Source organism: Streptomyces sp. NPDC043176 (genome assembly GCF_056436715.1).
Genome location: NZ_JBWKCA010000013.1, coordinates 204,866 through 227,511, shown reverse-complemented (window position 1 = coordinate 227,511; position 22,646 = coordinate 204,866). Strand labels below are relative to the sequence as shown.

General features: G+C 69.1%; 25 protein-coding genes. 20 read left to right on the top strand and 5 right to left on the bottom strand.

What is annotated here, in order from left to right; all coding sequences use genetic code 11:
• Positions 1-171 precede the first annotated feature (171 nt).
• The 7 genes from AC067A_RS22760 to AC067A_RS22730 all read left to right on the top strand — a co-directional run bounded on the left by AC067A_RS22760 (position 172) and on the right by AC067A_RS22730 (position 7,594).
• Positions 172-606 (top strand): type II 3-dehydroquinate dehydratase, encoded by a 435-nt coding sequence (locus AC067A_RS22760; RefSeq protein ID WP_479244319.1) that lies wholly within the window; start codon positions 172-174, stop codon positions 604-606.
• Between the two features lie 5 nt (positions 607-611).
• Positions 612-2,222, top strand: a complete 1,611-nt coding sequence (mhpA, locus tag AC067A_RS22755; protein ID WP_479244318.1) for a bifunctional 3-(3-hydroxy-phenyl)propionate/3-hydroxycinnamic acid hydroxylase MhpA — start codon at positions 612-614, stop codon at positions 2,220-2,222.
• Positions 2,206-3,096 (top strand): ROK family protein, encoded by an 891-nt coding sequence (locus AC067A_RS22750; protein WP_479244317.1) that lies wholly within the window; start codon positions 2,206-2,208, stop codon positions 3,094-3,096. The genes mhpA and AC067A_RS22750 overlap by 17 nt, the downstream gene beginning before the upstream one ends.
• Positions 3,097-3,296: 200 nt before the next feature.
• Positions 3,297-4,235, top strand: coding sequence for a MerR family transcriptional regulator (locus AC067A_RS22745; RefSeq protein ID WP_479244301.1), 939 nt, complete (start codon positions 3,297-3,299; stop codon positions 4,233-4,235).
• A gap of 540 nt (positions 4,236-4,775) precedes the next feature.
• Positions 4,776-5,003, top strand: coding sequence for a helicase associated domain-containing protein (locus tag AC067A_RS22740; protein WP_479244300.1), 228 nt, complete (start codon positions 4,776-4,778; stop codon positions 5,001-5,003).
• 217 nt (positions 5,004-5,220) lie between these two features.
• Positions 5,221-6,543 (top strand): PQQ-binding-like beta-propeller repeat protein, encoded by a 1,323-nt coding sequence (locus tag AC067A_RS22735; RefSeq protein WP_479244299.1) that lies wholly within the window; start codon positions 5,221-5,223, stop codon positions 6,541-6,543.
• Between the two features lie 265 nt (positions 6,544-6,808).
• Positions 6,809-7,594 (top strand): DUF4145 domain-containing protein, encoded by a 786-nt coding sequence (locus AC067A_RS22730; RefSeq protein WP_479244298.1) that lies wholly within the window; start codon positions 6,809-6,811, stop codon positions 7,592-7,594.
• A gap of 321 nt (positions 7,595-7,915) precedes the next feature.
• On the opposite strand, the gene AC067A_RS22725 is transcribed toward AC067A_RS22730, so the two are convergent.
• Positions 7,916-8,836 carry a hypothetical protein gene (locus AC067A_RS22725; RefSeq protein WP_479244297.1) on the bottom strand — a complete coding sequence of 307 codons (921 nt, stop codon included), beginning with the start codon at positions 8,834-8,836 and terminating at the stop codon, positions 7,916-7,918.
• Positions 8,837-8,993: 157 nt separating this feature from the next.
• Between AC067A_RS22725 and AC067A_RS22720 the strand changes: the two genes are divergently transcribed.
• Positions 8,994-9,158 (top strand): hypothetical protein, encoded by a 165-nt coding sequence (locus tag AC067A_RS22720; RefSeq protein ID WP_389645441.1) that lies wholly within the window; start codon positions 8,994-8,996, stop codon positions 9,156-9,158.
• Positions 9,159-9,498: 340 nt separating this feature from the next.
• A complete protein-coding gene (locus AC067A_RS22715) occupies positions 9,499-9,831 on the top strand; it encodes a phosphotransferase family protein (protein ID WP_479244316.1) in 333 nt (110 codons plus the stop codon).
• Between the two features lie 92 nt (positions 9,832-9,923).
• Here AC067A_RS22715 and AC067A_RS22710 read toward each other — a convergent pair whose 3' ends face one another.
• The 3 genes from AC067A_RS22710 to AC067A_RS22700 form a co-directional block, all read right to left on the bottom strand.
• Positions 9,924-10,910, bottom strand: a complete 987-nt coding sequence (locus AC067A_RS22710) for a tyrosine-type recombinase/integrase (RefSeq protein ID WP_479244296.1) — start codon at positions 10,908-10,910, stop codon at positions 9,924-9,926.
• Between the two features lie 162 nt (positions 10,911-11,072).
• Complete coding sequence (locus AC067A_RS22705; protein ID WP_479244295.1) at positions 11,073-11,279, bottom strand: helix-turn-helix transcriptional regulator; 207 nt, start codon at positions 11,277-11,279, stop codon at positions 11,073-11,075.
• Between the two features lie 44 nt (positions 11,280-11,323).
• On the bottom strand, positions 11,324-11,878 hold the full coding sequence (locus tag AC067A_RS22700; RefSeq protein WP_479244294.1) for a helix-turn-helix domain-containing protein: 555 nt from the start codon (positions 11,876-11,878) through the stop codon (positions 11,324-11,326).
• 270 nt (positions 11,879-12,148) lie between these two features.
• Between AC067A_RS22700 and AC067A_RS22695 the strand changes: the two genes are divergently transcribed.
• The 7 genes from AC067A_RS22695 to AC067A_RS22665 all read left to right on the top strand — a co-directional run bounded on the left by AC067A_RS22695 (position 12,149) and on the right by AC067A_RS22665 (position 18,154).
• Positions 12,149-13,078: a hypothetical protein gene (locus AC067A_RS22695; RefSeq protein ID WP_479244315.1), complete on the top strand. Its 930-nt coding sequence runs from the start codon at positions 12,149-12,151 to the stop codon at positions 13,076-13,078.
• On the top strand, positions 13,075-13,776 hold the full coding sequence (locus AC067A_RS22690; RefSeq protein ID WP_479244314.1) for an ATP-binding protein: 702 nt from the start codon (positions 13,075-13,077) through the stop codon (positions 13,774-13,776). Before AC067A_RS22695 ends, AC067A_RS22690 begins: the two co-directional genes overlap by 4 nt.
• A gap of 90 nt (positions 13,777-13,866) precedes the next feature.
• Positions 13,867-14,679 carry a DUF2637 domain-containing protein gene (locus AC067A_RS22685; RefSeq protein ID WP_479244293.1) on the top strand — a complete coding sequence of 271 codons (813 nt, stop codon included), beginning with the start codon at positions 13,867-13,869 and terminating at the stop codon, positions 14,677-14,679.
• Positions 14,680-15,078: 399 nt separating this feature from the next.
• Complete coding sequence (locus AC067A_RS22680) at positions 15,079-15,486, top strand: plasmid mobilization protein (RefSeq protein WP_479244292.1); 408 nt, start codon at positions 15,079-15,081, stop codon at positions 15,484-15,486.
• The gene (locus AC067A_RS22675; protein WP_479244291.1) at positions 15,483-17,192 is read left to right on the top strand and encodes a relaxase/mobilization nuclease domain-containing protein; all 1,710 of its coding nucleotides are present in this window, start codon (positions 15,483-15,485) and stop codon (positions 17,190-17,192) included. The genes AC067A_RS22680 and AC067A_RS22675 overlap by 4 nt, the downstream gene beginning before the upstream one ends.
• Positions 17,193-17,294: 102 nt before the next feature.
• A complete protein-coding gene (locus AC067A_RS22670; protein ID WP_479244290.1) occupies positions 17,295-17,675 on the top strand; it encodes a hypothetical protein in 381 nt (126 codons plus the stop codon).
• Between the two features lie 128 nt (positions 17,676-17,803).
• Positions 17,804-18,154 (top strand): hypothetical protein, encoded by a 351-nt coding sequence (locus AC067A_RS22665; RefSeq protein ID WP_479244289.1) that lies wholly within the window; start codon positions 17,804-17,806, stop codon positions 18,152-18,154.
• Between the two features lie 242 nt (positions 18,155-18,396).
• Here AC067A_RS22665 and AC067A_RS22660 read toward each other — a convergent pair whose 3' ends face one another.
• Positions 18,397-18,822: a hypothetical protein gene (locus AC067A_RS22660; RefSeq protein WP_479244288.1), complete on the bottom strand. Its 426-nt coding sequence runs from the start codon at positions 18,820-18,822 to the stop codon at positions 18,397-18,399.
• A gap of 427 nt (positions 18,823-19,249) precedes the next feature.
• Between AC067A_RS22660 and AC067A_RS22655 the strand changes: the two genes are divergently transcribed.
• The 4 genes from AC067A_RS22655 to AC067A_RS22640 are packed head-to-tail and all read left to right on the top strand — an operon-like array spanning position 19,250 to position 22,603.
• Complete coding sequence (locus AC067A_RS22655) at positions 19,250-20,239, top strand: hypothetical protein (protein ID WP_479244287.1); 990 nt, start codon at positions 19,250-19,252, stop codon at positions 20,237-20,239.
• Complete coding sequence (locus AC067A_RS22650; RefSeq protein WP_389645481.1) at positions 20,236-20,853, top strand: hypothetical protein; 618 nt, start codon at positions 20,236-20,238, stop codon at positions 20,851-20,853. Before AC067A_RS22655 ends, AC067A_RS22650 begins: the two co-directional genes overlap by 4 nt.
• The gene (locus AC067A_RS22645; protein ID WP_479244286.1) at positions 20,847-22,124 is read left to right on the top strand and encodes a HesA/MoeB/ThiF family protein; all 1,278 of its coding nucleotides are present in this window, start codon (positions 20,847-20,849) and stop codon (positions 22,122-22,124) included. The genes AC067A_RS22650 and AC067A_RS22645 overlap by 7 nt, the downstream gene beginning before the upstream one ends.
• The gene (locus AC067A_RS22640) at positions 22,121-22,603 is read left to right on the top strand and encodes a Mov34/MPN/PAD-1 family protein (protein WP_479244285.1); all 483 of its coding nucleotides are present in this window, start codon (positions 22,121-22,123) and stop codon (positions 22,601-22,603) included. Before AC067A_RS22645 ends, AC067A_RS22640 begins: the two co-directional genes overlap by 4 nt.
• Positions 22,604-22,646 lie beyond the last annotated feature (43 nt).

The window sequence follows — 22,646 nt, the reverse complement described above, 5'->3', positions numbered from 1 at the left end:
CAGGCAGGAATGGCGACAACCCCCTACGCCAACCCCTAGTGGCCCCTATCTTTCGAGCTGGTCGGGCAATTGATCGAGGCCGGCCCGGCCACCCTCTCGACCGGAGTATGCTGACCGCGCTTCACCATGCGACTGATTCATCTATTACCCGACGAAACATCGAGGTCGGCCTTGAGTGAAATTCTGCTGCTGAATGGACCGAACCTGGGAATACTCGGGCGCCGCGAGCCCGAGATATACGGGTCGGAAACATTGGAGGATATTCGGCAGGCAGTGACCGAGGAGGTCGCCGGACGTGGCTGGACGGTCGTCTCCAAGCAGCACGACTGCGAAGGCGAGATGGTCCGGACGGTGCAGGACCATTACGACGCGGTGGGCGCCATCATCAACCCCGGCGCACTGATGATCGCCGGCTGGAGCCTGCGGGACGCCCTCGCCAACTATCCCCGGCCGTGGATCGAGGTCCACCTCTCCAACATCTGGGCGCGCGAGGGTTTTCGGCACCAGTCGATCCTCGGCTCGCTCGCCGGCGGTGTGATCTTCGGCCTCGGGGCGGACGGCTACCGGCTCGCCGCCCGGGCCCTCGTCGGCATGAACGGCCGGTGAGCGCCATGGCACTCCAGGGACAGACCGGTCGCGACCGGTTCGACAGCGACGTCGTCATCGTCGGGTACGGTCCGGTGGGCCAGGTGCTGTCGATCCTGCTGGCCCGGCAGGGGTGGCGAGTCACCGTCGTCGAGCGGTGGGAAGCCCCTTACCGGCTGCCCCGGGCGACCTCTTTCGACGGCGAGACCGCACGTACCCTCGTGGCCTTGGGCATCGATCCCTCGTTCGCCGGGACAGCCGAACCGGTGGACGCCTACGACTGGCGCAATGCCGCCGGCGCCACTCTCCTCCGCCTGGACTTCTCCGAAGTCGGGATGCACGGCTTTCCGGATGCCCTGCATTTCCAGCAGCCCGAGCTGGAGAACGCCCTCCGCGCCCGCGCCTCGGCGTTCGAGAACCTGCGGGTGTACCGCGGCCGCACCGCGGTCTCCGTCACCGACGACGGTGACGGCGTCACACTGATCACCGAGGCCGCGGACGGCGAGCGCTCCAGCCTCACCTCCGCCTGGCTCGTCGGCTGCGACGGAGCCAACAGTTTCGTGCGCGAGTCCATGGGGGTCGGCCGGATCGACCTGGACTTCTCGCACGACTGGCTGCTGTGCGATGTGGTCCTGAACGAGCCGCGCGACTTCGTCCCCATCAACACCCAGATCTGCGATCCGGCCAGACCGACGACGGTCGTCGGTGGGGGCCCCGGCCGCCGCCGGTGGGAGTTCATGCGCCTGCCGGACGAGAAGATCGACGACCTCGACCGGCCCGAGACCGCCTGGCGCCTGCTCGAACCGTTCGACGTCACCCCGGACAACGCCGTCCTGACGCGACACACCGTCTACACCTTCAAGGCGGAGCTGGTCGACACCTGGCGCAAGGGGCGCCTGCTGCTCGCCGGTGACGCCGCGCACTCGATGCCGCCGTTCGCCGGCGCCGGCATGTGCTCCGGAATCCGGGACGCGCTCAACCTGTCCTGGAAGCTCGATCTCGTCCTCAAGGGCGCCTGCGAGGAGCGGTTGCTGGACAGCTACGGCGTGGAGCGAGGCGATCACGTGCGCCGGACCACCGAGCTGTCCGTGCAGCTGGGAAAGATCATCTGCATCACCGACGAGGCCGAGGCCGAGCGCCGGGACGTCGCGCTGACAGCCGGCCGCATGCCCGACCGTTCGGTGGCGCTCGCCCTGCGCGACGGACTGTTGCGCCGGACCGTCGGGACGGTCGCCGCGCCGCCCACCGGATCGGTGGTGCCCCAAGGCCGCGTCGCCAGGGGCGCGGTGTCGGGACTCTTCGACCACGTGGTGGGAACGGGCTTCGTCCTGCTGGCAACCGTCGCCCCGGGCTCCGTCCTCAGCCCCGAGCGGAGTCGATTCCTCGCCGACCTCGACACGCACATGGTCCAACTGGTTCCGGACGACTCCGGGGTGCGGAGCGGGGAGGACACCTGGATCGACCTGGATGGCGTCTACCTCTCGTTCCTGGCGTCCACCAAGGCGCAGTTCGTGCTGGTACGGCCGGACCGCCATGTCTTCGGAGTCGCCCGGAACGCACGCGAACTCGCTGCCACGGTCGACCAGTTGAAGAGCCAACTGGCCCTCTCGGAGGTGCGCGATTCTTCTCGGCATTGACATCGGCGGCACCAAGGTCGCCTTCCGCGCCGAGCCGGACGGCGCCGACGCCCACGAATCGTCCTTCACCTGGCCCGAGTCCAGGCGGACCGCCGATGACATCACCGCTCTCCGCAGGCACGCGGAGGAGGTCCGGGCCCGTACGGGGCAGCCCGTCGCGGCCGTGGGAGTCGCGGTGCCCGCCACGCTGGACGCCGACGGGCGGGTGACCTCCTGGCCCACTCGCCCGTCCTGGCGGGGGCTCGATCTGGCGACCGTCCTCGGCGAGCTGTTTCCGCGCGCCGCGCTCCACTGGGCCGACGACGGCGATCTGGCCGCTCTGGCCGAGGCTCACGCCTCGGGCCGGGCCGACCTGGTGTACCTGGGAGTCGGCACGGGCATCGGCGGTGGGATCGTCCTGGGCGGGCGCTCCGTCCCGGGTCCGCGGCGGGGTTCGTGCGAGCTGGGCCATCTGATCGTCGCCCGGCAGGGGGAACGCTGTGACTGCGGGCGGCGCGGCTGCGTCCAGGCGGAGGCGTCCGGGCCGGCCACTCTGCGCAGGGCGAGCGCCGCACGTGGTACGCGGGTGAGCTTCGCCGAGCTCCGTCACGGATACGCCGAGGGCGCGGGCTGGGCAGTCGCGGCGGTCGCGCACAGTTGCGCGGCACTGGCGGCCGCCCTGGTCGGCGTGGGCGAACTGGTGCGTCCCGATGCGATGGTGATCGGTGGCGGATTCGCGGCGGGGCTTCCCGGCTTCGTCGAGGAGACCTCCAGGCAGGCGGCTCTGCTGAGCCGGCAGGGACACCCCCCGGCCCCGATCGGGCCGGCGGTGCTCGGGGACAAGTCCTCGCTGCACGGAGCGGTTCTCGCCGCCAGAGGTGGCACCGGCGCCTGACGCGCCGGTGACGGGCCCGGCATCCCGCTCACTCGGACAAGCCGGCCCCGCACCCCCGGTCTCGCTCGGACGCGGCCCGCGTCGAGTCGGGTCCAGGAGTGACGTCGCAGCGGCGAGAGCGGTGACACTCCCGAGCGACATCCTGACGGACAACCGCCTGAGCTTGAGTCTCCCCTTAGGGGAGATGCAAAGGTTGGGGCATGGACGGCGAAACGCTCTACTCGATCGGCGACCTGGCCCGGCGAACCGGGCTGACGGTCAAAACCATCCGCTTTTACTCCGATCGCGGGATCGTGGAGCCGACTGACCGCAACCCGGCTGGTTTCCGCCTCTACAACATCGACGCCGTCGCGCGCCTCGACCTCGTACGGACCCTCCGCGACCTGGGACTGGATCTTTCGACCATCCGGAAGGTCCTTGACCGTGAGCTCTCGCTACCCGAGGTGGCGGCAGCGCACGCCGACGCGCTGGCGGTCCAGATTCGCACCCTGCGCCTGCGACGCGCCGTGCTGACGTCGGTGGCCAAACGCGGGTCCAGCCCTGAGGAGATGGATCTCATGCACAAGCTTGCCAAGCTTTCCGAAGACGAGCGTCGCCACCTGATCGGGGACTTCCTCGGTGCCACTTTCGGCGGTGCGCACAGCGCCTCGTCCTTCGCGGCGATGGGGCGCTCGCTGACCCCCGAGCTCCCCGACAACCCCCGGGCGGAGCAGGTGGAGGCGTGGGTGGAGCTGGCTGAGCTCTCCCAGGACGCCGACTTCCGCTCCCACATGCGACGCATGGCCGACGACGAGGCGGCCGAGCAGGCCCGGAGCATGGTCGGCGGTCCGGGCCGCGACCTCGTCGCGACCGTCCGTGACCACGTTGCTCCGGTCCTCGCGGCCGACGTCACTCCGACCGCGCCCCAGTCCGATCAGATCGTCGCGGCACTGACGGCCCACTTCGCGGACGTCCTCGGCGCCCCCGACGACGTCGAGCTGCGCCGTCGACTCATCAGCAGGCTGGAGACGGCGAACGACCCCCGTCGGGAGCGGTACCTGGAGCTGCTCGCAGTGATCAACGGCTGGCCGGCTCCGGAAAGCCTCGCCCCCGTCTTGGACTGGACCATCCAGGCTCTGCGTGCCCGGACTCCGCACTGATCACACCGCGCCCGCCCCGAGCGCAGCTCGCGCTGGCGCCAGGGCATGTTCGTTCTGCCTGATCACACCCTGCTGGATGCGATCGGGCAGAACGGCCGGCCCAGCCGATCGCCATCCGCCACCCGCCGCCGAACCACAGCAGCCGAGATCACCGCTCACAGGCCCGTTGGGTCACGTCGGCCGCCGGAAGACCCGGCAGGCGCCCTACTTCACCGGCTCCAGGATCGCCACGCACTCCACGTGGTGGGTCATCGGGAAGAGGTCACGGAGAGCGGGGACCAGAGAAAGTGCAGGTCAGAGGGCCTATTCCTGCCTCACCAGCGACCGGTGAAGTCGCCCGAGCGTCAGATGAGCGTCAAAGAGAGCCGGGCCCGCACTTCTGTTAGTGCCGCATCAGACAACGTTCGCCCCACCGAGTATCCCGCATAGCCGTTCGTCGGCGGCGTGCTCGTTCCGCCAGACGAGCGGCTACCACGCTCGGCATTACGCAGGCCTCCGGCAGGGTAAAGCGGACTCGCGAGGAGATGTGGGCCCACCACCTTGAGGGCGGCTGCCCAGTACCACGCACGCGAGGGCCACCTCAACGTGCCCCACAGCCACAGGGAGCTGGCCGACGGCAAAACCGTGCGGCCCGGGGCCTGGATCAGCCAGCAGCGAGTCAAGACCGGGAAGCTGTCGCTTCAGCAGGCGAGGAGCTGTCCGCCTTGGACATGCGCTGGTCGTAGACGAACGGCCGCGGGCATGCTACGCGGGCGGACCGGTGGCTGAGTGATCTCTGCAATTCTCGCTGCGGCGACAGCCCGTAGGCGGTGGCCGGCTCGCGGACGATGCTCAGGCTGCGAACCCCGGCGCCGCGCAAGGTCGCCGTCGCCGGGCGGCTGTCGAGATGAGCCTTGCCGACCGCGCCGATCCGAGACGGCCGTGCGGCTCTCGCAACCGCTGCCATAGGGTGATCGTTTGACTACTGAGAAAGGTGCATCGCCTCGTGAATTCAGTCCGCAAGTCCAGCAGTTCAACCTTGATCGCCGCCCTCGCGATGGTCTTCGCTGCTGGCTGCACCCAGCAGCCCGAGCATGTCAATTCCGCCCCACCAGCCCCGACCGGCAAGCAGGCCTTACCGGCCCGTACCGTCTACGATCCCCCGGCGAAGTTTGACACCCAGGCTGGCGTCCTCATGCCCTGGGAGGCCGCATCCGGGCTACTGGGCGTCAGCGGAACCTGGCTGGGTGACGGCAAGATCCCGGTGGCGCTCCACAAGGACAAGGCCTACGTGGCAAGCCCCGACCGCCTGCTGGCCTTCAGCACGACCACCGGTTCGCTCACAGCCACCATTACTCCCACGGCCGATGCGCTGAGTGTGCTCAGCCGGGACGACCGCAACAACGCCGCTCCTCCGGTCGTCGCCCCAGGAGCCGATCCGCTGGTCCTCGCGCCGTTCTTCGTACGGCGGCCCGGAGTCGGGACCCAGGCAGCCACCAACTTCATCGAGCTCACTGCCACCGACGCGTCCAGCGACAAGGTCGACTGGAGACTGCCCCTGACACTGCCGTCCTGGACAAAGGACGGCAGCCCGCGCACCGTCTCGGTGGTAGGAGCCTCGAAGAAGGTCGCCGTCGTGACGGTCAGCACCGGCGCGTCCTCACTGTTCTCCGCTGCCACCACCTATGGCATCGACCTCACCGCACGCCGTGTCCTGTGGACCAAGGACCAGTTCGAGGCAACCGCCGTAACCGGGAACATCGTGGCAGGCGAGTTGGAGACCTCCGACGGGACCTACGAATCCGCACGCGGTTACGACCTGCTCACCGGCACCGAGCGCTGGCGCGGAGAGGACCGTCTCAACCTCGACGTCACGCCCGCCGGGCCGCACCTCCTCCTCGTCCAGGCACAGAACAAGGACGACTACCGCGTACATATCCAGCAGTTCCTCGATCCCGCGACCGGCACGGTGAAGCACGAGGCCCCGGAGGACATTGCCGGCTCCCGCTGTGACCATGATGGGCAGAACACCGTTGTCTGCTCCTGGAACCAGGGAAACCTCTACAAGGTCTGGGCCTTCAACGACCGCACCGCCTCCCTGCTGTGGCAGCTGCCAGACCAGACTGCCAACCGCGTCGCTCCGCGGGTAACAGCCGTCTGGAACGGGCGGGTCTACGGCAAGACGGACAACGGCCCCCTCGCTCTGGACTCACGGACCGGAGCGGACCTGCCGACCCGCCCAGGTGTCGCCCCCTTCCTCGTCAACGGGTACACCGGACTCGCCCTGTCCCCGGAAGACGACCTGACCGCGTACCCGGCCGCTGGGTAACCGCGATGCTGCCCGGTCGACGCCCCCGGCCGAGGGTGGCCGCCGCCGCACAGAGCCGGGCATCGGATGAGAGCTGCCGGCAAGGCCGCATGCCGCGCCCGCCGCTCCGTCTTTGCTGAAGTTCTTTGGCGGGCTCGCCAATTGGGGAGCCCGCAGGCCTGTCCGGTCTACGTAACCTGGGGTTGGTGAGTACGCTAGAGCCGTCCTTCTACGTCCTCGTAAAACCTCGCCCATGGGTGCGTTGCCGCTGGCAGGATGAGACGCTATGGCAAACGTCTTGATCAAGGATCTACGGGAAATTTCGAAGGGCTTCTCCGAGAAACTGGAAGAGTGGCCCCACATCCCGTGTCCCACGTGCGTGCGGGGGGTCTTGCAACCGGTCCCCGAATCCTTCGTGGAAGAAGAGAGGGTCACCAGTAAGTCCTGGCGCAACCATGAAGCATGGGAGCCCGAGTGGATTCTGGGCGACTTCCTCTGCATCCTCACGTGCCGGAAAGGGACCTGTGACCACGTACGCGTCGTCGGGCACAGCGCGGTCGAAGCGACAGGCAACTGGGAGTGGGAGGGAGAACAGTACGAGCAGCGCTTGACGCCGACCATGTTCTTCCCAGCGCTGCCTCTGCTCGAAAGCCGCCCCCTCTGCCCGAAGGAGGTGGGGGAACGGGTGGATATCGCAGCCAAGATCATTTGGCTCGACCCCAACTCTGCTGCGAACCGGATCCGGTCGGCGGTCGAGGCCCTGATGGACGAGCAGGGGATCATCCGCTACAAGCCCGACCGTAGAGGGAAGCCGTCAAGAATCAGCCTCGACCAACGAATCTCTACGTTCAAGGCAGCGCTGCCAGAGCACGCAGAAGCCGCTGACCTGCTCTTGGCCGTCAAATGGATCGGCAACGTGGGCAGCCATGAGGATCTTCTCCGCAGCCGTGACGTCCTGGACGGAGTCGAGTTCCTGGACCATGCCCTGTCCCTGATCTACGACACGAACCACGACGACATCAAGAAGCGGGCAGCCGACGTAACTGCGCGGCGGGGACGCCCCAGCAGCTGATCCATCGCTGACTCATAGTGACCGTGAGCGCGGGGCAGTCAGGGCGGACGAGCGCGTCCGCGCTCGGCGTCCCGGGTGCGGGCCCCTTGCGGGTCACGCGTTCACCGGCAGCGACCGAACCGGCCCCGGAGGGCCTCCCGGCAGCTGCCGGGCGTGGCCCGCGGCCTACCGCACGTCACACGCCTCGCCACACCTCTGCCGCTCGGTGGAGCGCTGCGGCACGGTTCACCCTGGGTGCCATCTGGCTCCCGCTCTTACTGCACCCGACAGCATTGCGAGACTCCCCCTGGGGTGAATGCTGCGGGCCAGCCTTGGGAATCGTCAGCGCGCCAGTTTGAGGCGTGCAGTCTCTGCGGCATGGGAGGCTGCTTCGATCAACCCGAGTTCGCCGGCGAGCGTTCCCACGAAGGCATTGACCGCCTCGATCGCGCGGCCCTCCATGGTGTCGGGCTCTGCGAAGTACGGCGCGAACTCTCCGGCGCCGATGGTCGCCATGGCGGGCCGACGGGCCTGATAGTCGGCCCACATCGGTCTGTAGACGGCGCGCACTCGGTCGAGCTCGGTTTCGTCGATCTCCTCATGCCGGAGGCGGCGGATTGTCTGCTGGTGGGCCTTCCACATCGCAATGTGGTGCTGGACGGAGACCGGCCCGAAAGGTCCGGGAAGGGCTCGTTTAATCCTCGGCATGCCGGGCTGGACAGGCCAGGGCGAGTTCAACTTTGCAAGGACCGCGGTCAGCCTGTCGATGTCGATCCGGCCAGTCCGCTCGCCTTCCTCGAGGACGAGCTGGGCGGCGCGCCGTTGCTTGGGAGTGGCCGAGGGGTGGGCGAGCTGCTCGACGATGGCGCGGACGTTCTCCCTGCGCCGAACGGCGGTCGTCTGACCGGTGGCGCGCGCGTGGGTACGCCAGGCTCGGCGCGCCTGCGGGGTGAGCACGATCGTGTCGTCGATCAGCCACAGGTACAGCACGACGCGGATCAGGGAGCGTTGCGGGATGCGCCCCAACGGGGAACGCTCTCGGGCTTCGAGAAGTCTGGTGAACAACTCGCGTTGCTCGGGCGGAAAGACTCGCGGATCACTGCCGTGCGCGCTGGCCTTGCGCGGCTCGGGGTTGGCGAGCATGCCGTCCTCGACCCAGGAGGTCACCATCCTGGGACTGGCCTTCACGCCCAGCACGAGCCCGTCAGCAACCAGATCGGCCGAGGTCCCCTCAACCCACGTGGTGGCCTGATTCCCGTTCATGGCGCCGAACTTACACCGAGATTCGAGCCCCGGAAGATGCGTTCAACCCACGTCAGCCATAAGGCTTGGGGCCAGCAGAAACTGCGCCCCGCACCGTATCCCTGGCAGGAACACCCGGTGCGGGGGCAGCCGACTCATCCCCTGAACGGAGACCGTCATGTCCCACCGTACGCACCGTCCCGCCCCGAAGCAGCGACGCGTCCGCCACCGTCTTGTCCAGGGCCTCGGGCAGGCGGCGTTCTACGCCGCTTCCGCCACGTTGGCCGGCGGGCTGGTCCGCGAGCTGCTCCACCTGGTCCACATGTCCGTCTTCTCGTGCTGACCTGAAGACCAGGGAGATGCCGCGTCCGAGCCTGCCGGGCGCGGCATCTCAGTGGCCCCCTAGCTTGACTCTGTCGGTGATCTTGGAGGCGAGGTCAGGTACCGAGGCTTCACCAGGACTTCGAGCCCGTGGCGAGGGCGGCGATCGGCTGCTTGAGCTGGCCGGCCCCCTCGCCGCCGTCCACCGCATCACAGGTCCCCATACCGGTCAGCTCACCGGAGCCCGGCAGTACCGCACCTGACACTGCTACCTTCGCAGCCGTCTCGACACGTACACGACTGCCGCACCCGACCTCTCGCCCGCCCCGACAGCCCTACGCCGCCAACTCGACACCACAGACCTGGACATCGAGCCCAGACTGCTCCACCACGACCTGCAGCCGGGCCACCTCGTCAGGCCCGCGGCCGGCGGGTCGCTGCTGCTGGACTGGGAACTCGCAGCCTTCGGCGAACCGCTGTCCGACCTCGCCCGCCTCGCCGTCTGTCTCGACCTGACCGACCCCGCCGACGTGCTTCAGGTCGCCCACCAGCCCACTCCGAACGCCGTTCGCAGAGCCCAGATGTACTGGCGCATTCATCAGCTCGCCGGCGCAGCCCTCAGCACCGATCCGGTCGTACGGCAACGCGGTCGGGCTCGCCTGGGGCGAGAGCTGTATCCACTCCTTCCCTCGTAAACCACGATCTGTCGCAGGCCCATCGCTGTCACCGCCGCTATAAGCGGGCAAACACCTCCACCCTGTCCACGTGGAACAGGGCGGGAAGTCGTTCATGCGGCAACGATCAAGGGAGTGTCCAGGCGCTCCCAGGCACCGAGGACCGCCTTGTGCGCGTCCGGTTGCAGGTGTGCGTAGCGTTGTGTGGTCTGGAAACTCTCGTGGCCGAGGAGGTGCTGGACCTCGTACAGGGAGACTCCCTTCTGGACGAGCCACGAGGCGCAGGTGTGGCGCATGGAGTGGGGCGGATAGTGCGGGACGGGGAGCTGCTCCCCGTCGGTGTCGAAGTAGTGGGCGTTCTCGATGGCTGGCCACCAGGTCTGGCGGCGCCAGTTGCCGTCATCGAGCCGACGGCCGGCACGGCCCTTGGTGATGGTGGTGAAGACCAGGGCGTCACGGTCGAGTGGATGGACGTGTCGTTCGAGGGCGTCCAGGACGTGTGACGGGAGCGGGACCTCTCGGCGGCTCCTCGAACTCTTGGGGTACTCCTTGATGCCGCTCTTGGTGTTGACCTCCACCACGAACAAGCGGGAACGGCGCTGGTCGATCCGATGGCGATGCAAGCCGGCGAGTTCGCCCCAGCGCAGGCCCGTGTAGAAACCGAGCAGGCACATGGTGCGCCACGGGGCCGGGAGCTCGTCGACGATGCTCTGCGCCTGATCGAGGGTGAACCATTGCGGGGGCTTGATCGCGACCTGCGGCAGGTCGATGTTCCGGCAGGGGCTGACCGCGATGACATCGTCGTCGACGGCCGCACGCATGATGGACGACAGCAGGATGTACGCCCTCTTGATCGCCGAGGCGCCGACCCTCTTCTCGACCAGTCCGCGAATCCAGCTCTGGACGTCCATGCGGGTGACGGCCCGCATCTCCCAGTCGGCCCATTGGGGCAGCACGTGGTTCTTGATGCTGGAGGCGTCGCCGCGCAGCGTGTGGGGCTCGACGACGCGGGCCTGCCACCAGCGGGCGTGCCACTCGCGAAACGCCATCTCGCCCGCTCGGGGGTCCCGCATGCTTCCGCGGGCGAACTGGGTCTCCATGTCGGTACCCCAGGCGCGGGCCTGCGCCTTGAGGGGAAACGACTCGCTGAACCGGTCTCCAGCCCGGTTGCGGACGGTCGCCTGCCATTTGCCGGACTTCAGCTTCCGGAGGTACGTGGTTCCGTTCCTTCCTGTTTCGCGTGCGGAGGGACTCGGTCCTGGTCAGCGGCGGCGCGCGGGCGCGGAGACCGCCCGGCTGTTGATGAAGTCGTCCAGGCTCGCGGCGGGGACGCGGACGCGAGAGCGAGCCGGTCCCGTGCGCAGGTCGACGACGGGCAGCTCGCCGGCGGCGATGAAGCGGTAGACCGTTCGGCGGTCGACGTCCAGAGCGGCGGTGACGGCGGGTATGGACAGCAGGCGCGGGGCCATAGGCGGTTCCTTTGCGTGAGAAAGAGCGACGGGAATTGAGAGATCTAGCCGGGGCGGGAGGCAACAAGCACAGCCGCTGCTGCAAGATCGTCGAATAGGGCTTCTACGTACGTCCGGGATTTCCGAGCGGAGCAGAACAGGAAGCGAGTGGGGCTACGTGTGCGCGGCGGGGAATCTGAAATCGGCGCGTAGGTGAATCGAGCAAGGCGTCCTCTGGGGATGTGGGCAGACTTCTGGCAGGGACCGGCACGACGGGCGTTCCGGGACCCACAATCATCCGGAGAATCCCCGGTTTCGCTAACCGGGGATCGTCGGCTATATTTCGCCCGCCCCGGCCCCCATGAGGGTGTGAGGGCGCTGGCGAGAAGGGCCTGTGGAGCGATTCCGAGGGCTGTGGCGATGGCGACGAGGTCGTCGATGTCGCAGCGGCGGACGGTGCGTTCGATGCGGGAGAGCGCGGTGAAGGTCATGGGGCGGCCGAGTGCGGTGACGCGGGCGGCGAGCTGGCGCTGGGAGTAGCCGCGGGCGGTGCGGGTGCGTTCGATGACATGGGCGGCGGCGTGTCCGGCGGGTCCGATGGCGAGGGGGCGTGGCGGCATGGGTGGTGTTGTAGCTTGCGCGCCGGCCGGTCCGGAAGGGTTTTCCTGTCTGCCGTGAGCGATGCGAATCACCCGGCGATTTTCGGTGGCGATTTCGGTGACCGGGAATCCGGCCCTACAGTTACCGGACTCGCCGAGGCGGCATGCCGACGGGATGTACGGAATTCCAGTGCAAAGTCTGGACTTCTGCGCACCAGGTGTGGCTGTGTTGGCCATGCACCCCGGCACCGCCGGATTCCCCTGTCCTCCCCTGAAAGGTGGTCGATCGCCATCGCCCGTATCCGCACCATCAAGCCCGAGGCGTTCTCGTCCGAGTCGCTCGCGGCGGTGTCGCTGTCCGCCGAGCGGACCTTCTTCGGGCTGCTCACCCAGGCCGACGACCAGGGCCGGTTCCGCGACCAGGCCGCCGTCATCGCCGGCCAGCTGTGGTCGCTGCGCCGCGAGCACGGGCCGGAGGCGGTCGAGGACGACCTGATCCAGCTCGATGACGCCGGGCTGATCTGCCGTTACGAGGGCGGGGACGGCAAGCGGTACCTGCACATCGTGACCTTCGCCCAGCACCAGAAGATCAACCGGCCCAGTGTCGCCCGCACTCCCCCGTGCCCGCACCACGATCTCGGGATTCCGCGCGAGCCCTCACCACAGATGCGGGGAGCCCTCGCGGAGACTTCCGCGAGTAGTCCGGGAGGGCTCACTGAGCCTTCCGTGACACGACTGGGAGGAGTGACCGAGCCCTCCGTGAACGGCGAATCCGCAGGTCAGAGTCGATTCCGTGAGCACTCACCGCAGTCTCAGGGAGGGCTCCCCGAGCCCTCCGTGAGCCCTCACCGTCCGGATCTAGGACCTAGGAACAGGGATCTAGGATCTACCCCGTTGGGGGGCGCAAGCGCCCCCGCGCCCGACTCGGTCTCGGTCTCGGTGAAGGACCTGATCGGCGAGTACGCCGCCGGGTGCACCCATCGCCCGCCGCAGGACGTGCTCAGCCGCCTCGGCCGCGAGGTGAGGAAGCTCCTCAACGAGGGCATCGCCCCGGACCACATCCGCGCCGGCCTCGACCGCCACCGCACCAAGGGCCTGCACCCGAGCACCCTGCCCAGTCTCGTGCACGAGGCCATGAACGCCGTCCCGGCCGCCACCGCTGCCCACCGGCCGTGGACCAACCCCACCGACACCGCTGCCGCCTACGGAGGTGAACTCTGACCGCCGCCCTCACCCGCGATCCGCAGCAGCCCGCCCGGATCACCGGCCGACTCGGCAACATCCTGGCCCAGCGCGGCATCGCCCCCGACACCGCCGCCCAGGAGCCGGTACCTGAGCCGGTCACCGCACTGGAACTGGCCGAGGCCCGTATCCCCGCCCGCTTCCGGCACGCCCTCGCCGACCACCCCCAGGTCACCGCCTGGGCGGACGAGATCGCCCGCGCCGGACGCCCCGGCCCCGCCGGCGCGCCGGGCATCGCGGAGGGCCCCTCGCTGCGGATCGTCGGCCCGACCGGCACCGGCAAGACCCACCAGGCGTACGGCGCCATCCGCACCCTGCTCGCCGCCGGAGTCCGCCTGCGCTGGGAAGCCATCACCGCCGCCGACCTCTACGCCCGCCTGCGCCCACGCCCCGGGTTCGACAGCGAGCGCGACCTGCAGAGCCTGATGCGCTGCCCTCTGCTGCTCCTGGACGACCTCGGCGCGGCGAAGACCAGCGAGTGGACCGAGGAGCTCACCTACCGGCTGATCAACCACCGGTACGAGCACCTGCGCCCCACCCTGATCACAAGCAACCTCACCACCGACACCCTGCGGGCAGCCCTCGGCGACCGCGTCGCCTCCCGCCTGGCCCAGATGACCGAACGCGTCACCCTCGACGGCGACGACCGCCGCCGCCGCCAAAAGCCCACCGCCTGACACTCGCCGCTACGTCGCGGCAGCTCCCTCTCCCAGCGTCCGTCCCGACCTCGACGGCCGCCTCACCACCCTGCCCTTGGAGCCCCCCGCTTGACCTCGCCTTCCCCTGCCCCGCACCCCGCCGACCGCTACACCCTCCTCGCCGCCGGTGCCGTGATCATCGCCCTCACCGCCGCCGCTTTCTGGCTCTCCTACGCCCACCTCGCCGAGGTCGCCGGAGACCACGGCCTCGGCAACTCCCCTGCCCGCATGTGGGCCTGGCCCGCCACCCTCGACGCCTTCGTCGTCGCCGGCGAACTCCTCATGCTCCGGGCAGGCCTGCGCCGCAAGCCCGACTGGTGGGCCATCGCCCTCACCGCCACCGGCTCCCTCGGCTCCATCGCCCTCAACGTCGCCGGCGTCACCGGCACCCGCGACCCCTCTGACGTCCCCGTCCTCGACTACGTCGTCGCCGCCGTACCCCCGACCGCAGCCCTCCTCGCCTTCGGTGTCCTCATGCGCCAGATCCACCAGCACCTCGCGCAGCCGAACCACGAGGCCGACCCCAGCCGCCTCCAGGCAGCAGGACCTGCGATGACCGAGCACCCGCGAGAAGGGGACCGTCCCCGCCCGCATCCCGTCCCCGCCCCGTTCGCCGCCGAAGACACGGACCGCGCGGCCGAGGCAACCGTCGACGACGAGCCGCCGGTACGTCCGCGCAAGGTCGGCCGTCCCCCGACCGGGGACCTCGACGAGTTCGTCCCGATCGTCGAGCAGATGGAGGGCGAGCAGACCCGGAAGGCCATCCGGGCAACCCTCCGCGCGGCCGGTCACACCATCAGCAACGAACGGCTCACAGAACTCCAGAAGCTCCTCGACGGGACGGTCCCCGAGGAGCCGTCCGAAACCCCCGAGGACCACTGACCGGAAATAACCGCAGGTCAAGCCACTTCCGGTCGGTCCGGGTCACCCCGCCCCGGGTCGACCGGCCCGTCCCTTCCGTGTTTCCGGGCAGCCTCCAGACCCGTTGAGACGTCCACGAAGCGCGGACTGCCCTCTCCCTCCACCTCGCAGAAGGATCCACGCATGACACCTGCCGCGCAGCGCCCCGTCCCTGCCACAGCGGTCCCGTCCCTCCCGAACGACCAGCCCGACCCGTCGCAGACGTCCACCAGTCCTGCCCGAGCCGGAGCAAGTTGGAGGTTCGGACACTCTCCCGTCGGGGGCGCGTCCGAACCGGTGCCCGCCCCGGGGGTGGCGGGCGCCCTCCCGCGCCAGGGGGCGCGGGAGGGAGGGGCTGCGGCCGGGGGCGGGCCGCAGCCGGTGCGGCATCGCCGGGGCAAGCCCCGCGTACGCGCTCGTACGCAGCGCCGCGCGCACAGCGTCCGCCTCAGCGACGCCGAGCACGCGACCGTCGCCGCCGGCGCCGAAGCGGTCGGCATGAGCATCGCCGGCTTCCTTGCCCACAGCGGACTCGCCGCCGCCCGCGACCTCGACCGCACCGCGGCCGCCATCGCCACCCGCCAAGACGCCCTGACCGCCCTGTTCGCGCTCCGCCGCCAGCTCGGGCACGCGAACAACAACCTCAACCAGGCCGCCCGCGCACTCAACAGCGGCGCCTACCCCGACGGCCTGGAGGACACCATCGCCGCCGTCCGAGGTGCAGTCGACGCCGTCCGCCACGTCACCGCCCGCCTTACCGACCCGAACTCCGAAGGCACCGCCGCTTGATCCCCCGCATCCACAGGCAAGGCCGCAACACCGCCCGCCTGCTCGCCTACCTCTACGGCCCCGGCCGCCGCGAGGAACACACCGACCCCCACCTCGTCGCCTCCTTCGACGGCCTCGTCCCCGACCCCGGCCGCGACCCGAGCACCACCCTCGCCAACCTCGCCCAGCTTCTGGACGAACCCCTTCACCTGCTCGACGAAGACAGCCGCCCCGCCACGCACGTGTGGCACGCCTCCGTCCGCGCCGCTCCCGGCGACCGCACCCTCACCGACTCCGAGTGGGCCAGCATCGCCCGCCGCGTGGTCGCCGCCACCGGCATCGACCCCGACGACGGCGCAGGCTGTCGCTGGGCAGCCGTCCGCCACGCCGACGACCACATCCACCTCATCGCCACCCTCGTCCGCGAAGACGGCCGCCGCCCCGACCACCACCGCTCCGCCAAGCGCGCACAAACGGAATGCCGCCAGATCGAAGCCGACTACGACCTCCATCGCGTGGCAGCCGGGGACGGTACCGCTGCCAAGCGCCCCACCAGCGCCGAACGCCACAAGGCCGACCGCCTCGGCCGGCAGCGCACCCCGCGCGAAGAACTCCGCGAGGCGGTCCGCCGCTCGGCGGCCGGCGCGGCGAACGAGGAGGAGTTCTTCGACCGCCTCGCTTCGGCCGGCCTACTCATCCGGCGCCGCATCGCACCGTCCGGCGACACTCTCGGCTACACCGTCGCCCTCCTCGGCGACCGCAACGCCAAGGGTGAGCCCATCTTCTACTCCGGCTCCAAGCTCGCCCCGGACCTGTCCCTGCCCCGCATCCGCGAACGCTGGACCAGTCCGGCCGACGAACCCGCCCAGGAGCCGGCCCTGCCGTCGGTGACCGGGCCCGCGTCCGCACGCCGACGCGCCACCACCGCCGCCTGGCAGGCGCTGCTCATCATCGGCCAGGGAGACGACGGCGTGATCGCCGCCCAGATCGCCGCCGCAGGGGAGGTCCTCGACGCCCTCGCCGAAACTTCTGCCGTCCACACCCGCCACGAACTCCAAGCCGCAGCAGCTGCGTTCGAACGCGCCTCCCGTTCCCACGTCCGTACCGCACGCGGTCACGACCACGCCCTGCACCGAGCCGCCCGCGACCTCGCCCACAGCGGTCCGGCCCTCGGCCGGGGCGAGGACGGAGCCACCACGGCCATGGTCATCGACATGCTGTTCTTCCTCGCCGTCGCCGCCGCGCACTGGCACGCCAGGAAGCAGCACGCCCAGCAGGCCGAAGCCGCCCACCGGGCAGCCGCACACCTCCGTGCCGCCTACCCGGCCGCTGCCGGGCACTCCATGGCCCTGCTCCACCAACAGGGCAGCCGCCTGGCCCCCACCTGGCAGCGCCACCACGCCACCGCCGTACGCCAATCCCTGCCCGAACTGGCCGACCGCATCCTCACCGAACCCGGCTGGCCCGCCCTCGCAGCCACCCTCGACGAAGCCCGGACCGCCGGCCACAACCTCCCCGCCCTGCTCAACCAGGCTGCCGCCCGAAGGGAGTTGGACACAGTGGAACGTATGAGCGACGTGCTCGTGTGGCGACTACGGCGGATGGCCGACCTCCCCGCCGACCCTCAGAACTCCCGGAGCCCACACGCACGAGGCACCGCTGCCGTCTCCTCACCACAGCGGGCAGAGAGCACCAAGCCCGCAAATGACCCCCGCAGGAGGCGCTGACCGGCGAAACGAGGCGGAAAGATATCCCAGAATCGCCGGTTAGCCTAACCGGCGATTCTCCAAACAATTGACCTTCCGACCCCAAACCGAAAGGAACCCTAAATGCCCCAGCCTGAAGCCCGCCCCGAGATCGTCGCCCTGCTCTGCGACGCGGACTTCCAGCACTTCCGCGAAACCGGCACCTGGTCCCACCGAGACGGCCGCCCCTTCAAAGAGGAGGAACGAGCCCTAGTCTTCCGGGCCACCCGCATCGACCTTGAAGAGCTGCAGGCCCAGCACTCGCGCTACCTGGAATATATCCAGACGTACGAGGAAGCACCCGAAGCCATCCAGCGTTTCCTCGTCCCGTTCATGGAGCAGCTCGACGAGAAAAACCTCGGCAACGCCCACGAACTCATGACAGAGGACGAGCGAGCCGAGTTCGACCGCCTGCTCGGACTCATGATCGGACCTGCTCGCCCATTCGCCGCATACGCCTCCTGACAGGTCACGCTGAGCGCGGTCAGGGCCTGGTTCCAGCCCCGAGCAAGCCCTGAACCATGAACGGACACACATAGCCCCTAGAGGAGATTCCCCATTCCCGACCCTCTCCCCGTCTCCACGTCACGGCCTTGCCGTTCGACACGGACTTCAGCCGACCCTCAGGCACCCGATATTTCCGTCACCTCGACGGACGCCCCTTCACCGACGAAGAACAGGCCCTCGCCGATGACGCCACTCTCGAAGAGCTCCAGGCCGCCGGCGTTCGCGTCCACAACCCCGAAGTCGAGGCTGACTCAGTGGCGGCTGCGAAGGAACTGATCAAAATGCTGTGCGGCTACGCCGTAGATCATCACGAAGCCCTCATCCCGTTCATGGCCCACGAGGACGTGCTCGAATACGCCCGGTTGTGCAGCATCATCACCGCGGGTGTCAACTCATGCCCCAAAGGACCTGAGAACACAGACGAAGATCCCTGTTGAAAACCAGCGGCCGGTGGCGGAAACCTCCCCACCACCGGCCCTCCGGCCTCCAGGAGCCGCCAGGACTCAGCGGTGCGGAGGTCCGTCGGCCCGGCGCCCTGAAGCAGGCGTGTTCGCAGTTGAGTTGTTGGTAACGCTCAGGCCGTTCGCGGCGGAGGCGGTAGGGGTGTGGATGCTGGCGCCTACGCCCTGACAGGCACGGCCCCAGGAATGATCGACGAGCGGGGCGCTGCGACACTCGCTCACACGTCCGGGCTGCCGTCCTCAGACGACGAGCCGCCTCGGGAGTGCGGCGGTCGATAGGTCTTTCCGGGAGGCAAGTCGCCCCCTACATCGCGGCGGTAGTTCTCCTGGGCTTTCTGGCTGGCCTGCCGACCGCCGAGGTCCACTAGCGCACCCTTCACCTGATGCTGTGCGCGCTTCGAATCCTCGCCCTCAGCGGATTCGGAGGACTTCTCGGCGTCCTCGGCACCCTCGGTGGCCCCCTGCTCCTCGTCCTGACGGGCGGCCACGGCTGCTACGAGGGCAAGGGCCGCGCCGCCGACGACGAGGAACTTCGGCCCGTTCTTCTTGACGAAGCCCTTCACCTTCTCGATGACGGGAACGGCCTGGCCGTCCTCGTGGGGGGCCTGATCCTTGGCCTCGGGGAGCCCGGCGGAGGTGTTCACCCGCATAGATTTACCGGGGGTGTCCCTCAGTTGTCAGGTGATCACACGACATCGCCCAGCGAGTTCGACAGGCGAGAGTTGCCTCCTGGCCGCCCGTAGCGAGGTGGGATGGCTCCGAACGACGGGATTCACTCGGCCCGCAGCTGCGCGTGCAGGGTCTCACGGATACGCCGGCCCAGCCCGAGCACCGCCGACGCCATGCCGAGGGTAATGAGTCGTAGCGTTTCGGTACTGACCCGCTCATTTGCGTTCCCCTCTGCCTGTTGAAGCGGGGGCGGGGCATCCCTTCCCTGGGCCGTTGTCAGTGGCGACGTCTACGCTGGCTGACAGCTGCCCGATGCCTCCCGAACACGGACGAAGCCTGCCCCACCAGGCGGCCGAACTCGGTGCGGAACCAGGGCTGGACACGCGAGATCGAGGAGGCATCATGCGGATCGACGAGGCGTTTGACGACTTCCAGAGAAGCGTCAACGAGGACGTGGGCCAGACCAGGCTCGCCCGGGACCGGCGTGATCTGTTCAAGAGGGCGCTGATCAGCGAGCCCGATGTCACCGAAGCGTTCGGCTCGGGATCACTCCGCCGTAGCACCCAGCTCAAGCCCATCAACGACGTCGACATCATCGCCGTCTACGACGCTTCCCAACACCCTGACTGGGGCAGCGCCGGCCTCAGCGCCGAACATGCCCTGGACCACGCCCGCAGTCAGGTCAACCGGCTGCTGGGCAAGACCAACGGCAGCCACGGCAACGAAGTCCGGCTGGCACTGCCGAGGAACCACGCGGTCAAGTGCTTCCTCGACGACCCCGACGACGAGAACGCGTTCACCGTCGACGTGATGCCGGCCCTCCGGCAGGCCGACGACACCCTCCTCATACCCGAGAAGCTCACCCAGACCTGGGTGCCCGCCGACCCCGAGCACCTGATCAACCTCGTGGCCGACCGCCAACGGGACTGGGAGCACTTTCGCCCCCTGGTCCGCATCCTGAAGCAGTGGCGTCACGACGCTGCGGTCACAGGACGAATCAAGTCACTCGTCATCGAGGTCCTCGCTCTCGACTGCATGCCCACGTCCGGTAACCGCCCCAACGGACTGCGTACCTTCTTCACCGCCGCGGCAGCACGCGTCAACGAAGGCGTGAAGGACCCGGCCGACCTGTGCGGTGAGATCCAGCCCGACCTTGACTACGACGGTCTGCAGACCGCGCTCGCCGAAGCCGCCGAGCTCGCCGACCGGGCCTGCGCCGCGGCCGCGGCCGGTCACACCGACCAGGCCCTGCGCCTATGGCAGGAGATCCTGGGCGACTCCTTCCCCGCCCTGCCGAAGCCCGCAAATCCCGTCACCGGAGCCCCGGCCCTGATCACCGGCGCACCCGCCCTCATCACCCCTCGGCCGATCAAGGACGCACCTCAGGGATGACGGCCACCACCGGTCCTCACAAACCCGCCCAGCCAGCCCCCCTCACATGGTGGGCCACCGAGCCACGTCGTTTCGAACGGGACCAGCGCGAGATCACCGGCGCCTTCCCCGACCTCGTCTATGACGCCGAAGGCGCCGGGAGCTGGCACGGCATCTTGCCGCTGTGGCCATTCGACCGGCCCCAGCCTGCACACCTCACCGACTGGACAGGAACCATGGGGCTCCACGTCCTCATGGCCTATCGGCAGGCCTATCCCATGGTGCCGCCCCGCATCTTCCCTCTCGACCCGGTTCCCGAGCCGGCCGAGTGGACGCAGTCACGCTGGCATGTCAACGGCGATCGCACCCTGTGTCTCCTGCGTGCCGACTCGCTGTGGACCGGCCGACAGTCTGTGGTCGACCTGCTCCTGAAGGCCGCGGCATGGAAAGTGGAGTATGCGCTGATGAAGCACGGTGCCATCACGCAGATGTCCGACCGCGGCATCGTCGAGGACGACCGCTTCGACCACTTCCTCGCCCGCCCGCCCGCCAAGGAGCCCACCCACAGCAGCCCGGCGACCGCGCCCGACACTGCACGGGATCATCAAGACCCCGGGAGTGAGCCCTCGTGCTGATCCTCGTTCCCCATCGCGCCGCAGCCACCATCCGCCAGGCCGGCCCCTGGGGTCTGATGACCCTGCGCGGCAACCACGAGGACCTGGCCGTCATCCGAGGGATCTCCGCTCCCGACGGCGTGATCCACCCCGTCGACGCCACACCGGGCCCGACCCTGCTCGCAGCTGGCGGCGACGTCCACCTGTCCGGCTGCTGGTACCGCGTAGCCCCCATGCTCCATCTCTACTGGCGCCAACTGAGCGGCAGACTCGGCACGGGCATACCCCTGTCCGTGTTCCAAGAACACCTCACCAGCGGATACAAGAACCCCGGCCCCAATCCGTACCTCGCCCTGACCTACGCGCCCGATGCGAAAGAATCCTTTCCCGAGCACGAGGTGTCCGACATCGTCGCCTGGCGCATCGGACGCGACGGCGCATACCCCCTCGGCTCCCTCGTCGAGCCGCCGACCACCGGCATCGACCAGATCCAGGACCACTGGCCCGTCAGGGACCTGCAAACAGCACGCGTCACGCTCGTCGGCACCGGCAGCATCGGATCCGCCGCCGCACACGCTCTCGCCGGCTACGGCATTGGACACCTCACCCTGGTGGACCCCGACCGGCTTTCCTGGCACAACCTCGTACGCCACACCACCGGCCGCCGCCACGTCGGCCGCCCCAAAGCCACCGCCCTCGCCGAAGAACTCACCTCACTGCGCCCCGACACCACAGTCGTCCCCCTGGTCCTCGACGTCATCGACGACGCCGACCGGATCAGACCGCTACTCCAGGAAAGCAACCTTGTCGTCTGCACTGCCGACGGCGTCGCCGCCCGCCGTGTCACCGGACACCTCGCCCGCCGTGCCGGCATCCCCGCCATCATGGCCTGCGTCCTGCAGGACGGCGCCCTGGGCGAGGTCCTGCGGCTGAGGCCCTGGCCCCAGCACGGATGCCTCACCTGCCGGCGCCAGACGCTCGCCGAGCACGGCGGCATCGATCCCGAACCCGCACTCGATGCCGGATACGGCACCGGCACCCGACACCGACCGATGACCGCGGTCGGCCCCGACCTCCACCTCGTCGCCCACCTCGCCGCCAAAACCGCCGTCGCCACCCTCCTCGAGCGCCACGGCCACCCCGACCAGCGCCTCCCCGGCGAACACGGCCTAATCAGTCTGCGCCGGCAGCCCGACTGCGCACCACCCTTCGACCTGAGCCGAACCTGCGAGACCCGATGGCTCCCCGCCACACCACCGCACCCCGGCTGCCCCACCTGCGAAGCCCCATGACCCCGCGCCCCGTCACCGCCGTCCGCCTCACCGAAGAGGCCGTCCGGGTCATCACCGACGAGCTGCGCACCGCCGACACCAGGAGAGAGACCGGAGGCATCCTGCTGGGACATCACGTTCACGACACGGTGATCGTCCGGCACGCCGGAACCCCCGGCCCCGACGCGGTTCAGACCCCCACCTACTTTCTCCGCGACCTGGCCCACGCGCAGACCCTGGCCGACCAGGCCTACGACCAGGACCACAGCGTCTGGATCGGCGAATGGCACACCCACCCCACCAGCCGGCCCGTCCCCAGCGCCCGCGACGCAGCCACCTACCGCCAACTCCTCAACGACCCCGAACTCGCCTTCCACAGCTTCATCGCCGTCATCCTCGGCCTGCGAGCACCGCACTGGGACATGGCCGCCTGGACCTGCCACGACAACACGATCACCCAGGTCGCCGTATACGGCCCGCCCTACCAGCCGCAGCATTAATAACGGCCGGATGCCGGTGCGATTCACCCACCGCAGCGCCACA

Bases quoted from the DNA above. Each gene is read 5' to 3' on its own strand.
- mhpA (WP_479244318.1), top strand. From the start codon at position 612: ATGGCACTCCAGGGACAGACCGGTCGCGACCGGTTCGACAGCGACGTC.
- AC067A_RS22745 (WP_479244301.1), top strand. From the start codon at position 3,297: ATGGACGGCGAAACGCTCTACTCGATCGGCGACCTGGCCCGGCGAACC.
- AC067A_RS22730 (WP_479244298.1), top strand. From the start codon at position 6,809: ATGGCAAACGTCTTGATCAAGGATCTACGGGAAATTTCGAAGGGCTTC.
- AC067A_RS22725 (WP_479244297.1), bottom strand. From the start codon at position 8,836: ATGAACGGGAATCAGGCCACCACGTGGGTTGAGGGGACCTCGGCCGAT.
- AC067A_RS22720 (WP_389645441.1), top strand. From the start codon at position 8,994: ATGTCCCACCGTACGCACCGTCCCGCCCCGAAGCAGCGACGCGTCCGC.
- AC067A_RS22710 (WP_479244296.1), bottom strand. From the start codon at position 10,910: ATGGAGACCCAGTTCGCCCGCGGAAGCATGCGGGACCCCCGAGCGGGC.
- AC067A_RS22705 (WP_479244295.1), bottom strand. From the start codon at position 11,279: ATGGCCCCGCGCCTGCTGTCCATACCCGCCGTCACCGCCGCTCTGGAC.
- AC067A_RS22700 (WP_479244294.1), bottom strand. From the start codon at position 11,878: ATGCCGCCACGCCCCCTCGCCATCGGACCCGCCGGACACGCCGCCGCC.
- AC067A_RS22670 (WP_479244290.1), top strand. From the start codon at position 17,295: ATGCCCCAGCCTGAAGCCCGCCCCGAGATCGTCGCCCTGCTCTGCGAC.
- AC067A_RS22655 (WP_479244287.1), top strand. From the start codon at position 19,250: ATGCGGATCGACGAGGCGTTTGACGACTTCCAGAGAAGCGTCAACGAG.
- AC067A_RS22650 (WP_389645481.1), top strand. From the start codon at position 20,236: ATGACGGCCACCACCGGTCCTCACAAACCCGCCCAGCCAGCCCCCCTC.
- AC067A_RS22640 (WP_479244285.1), top strand. From the start codon at position 22,121: ATGACCCCGCGCCCCGTCACCGCCGTCCGCCTCACCGAAGAGGCCGTC.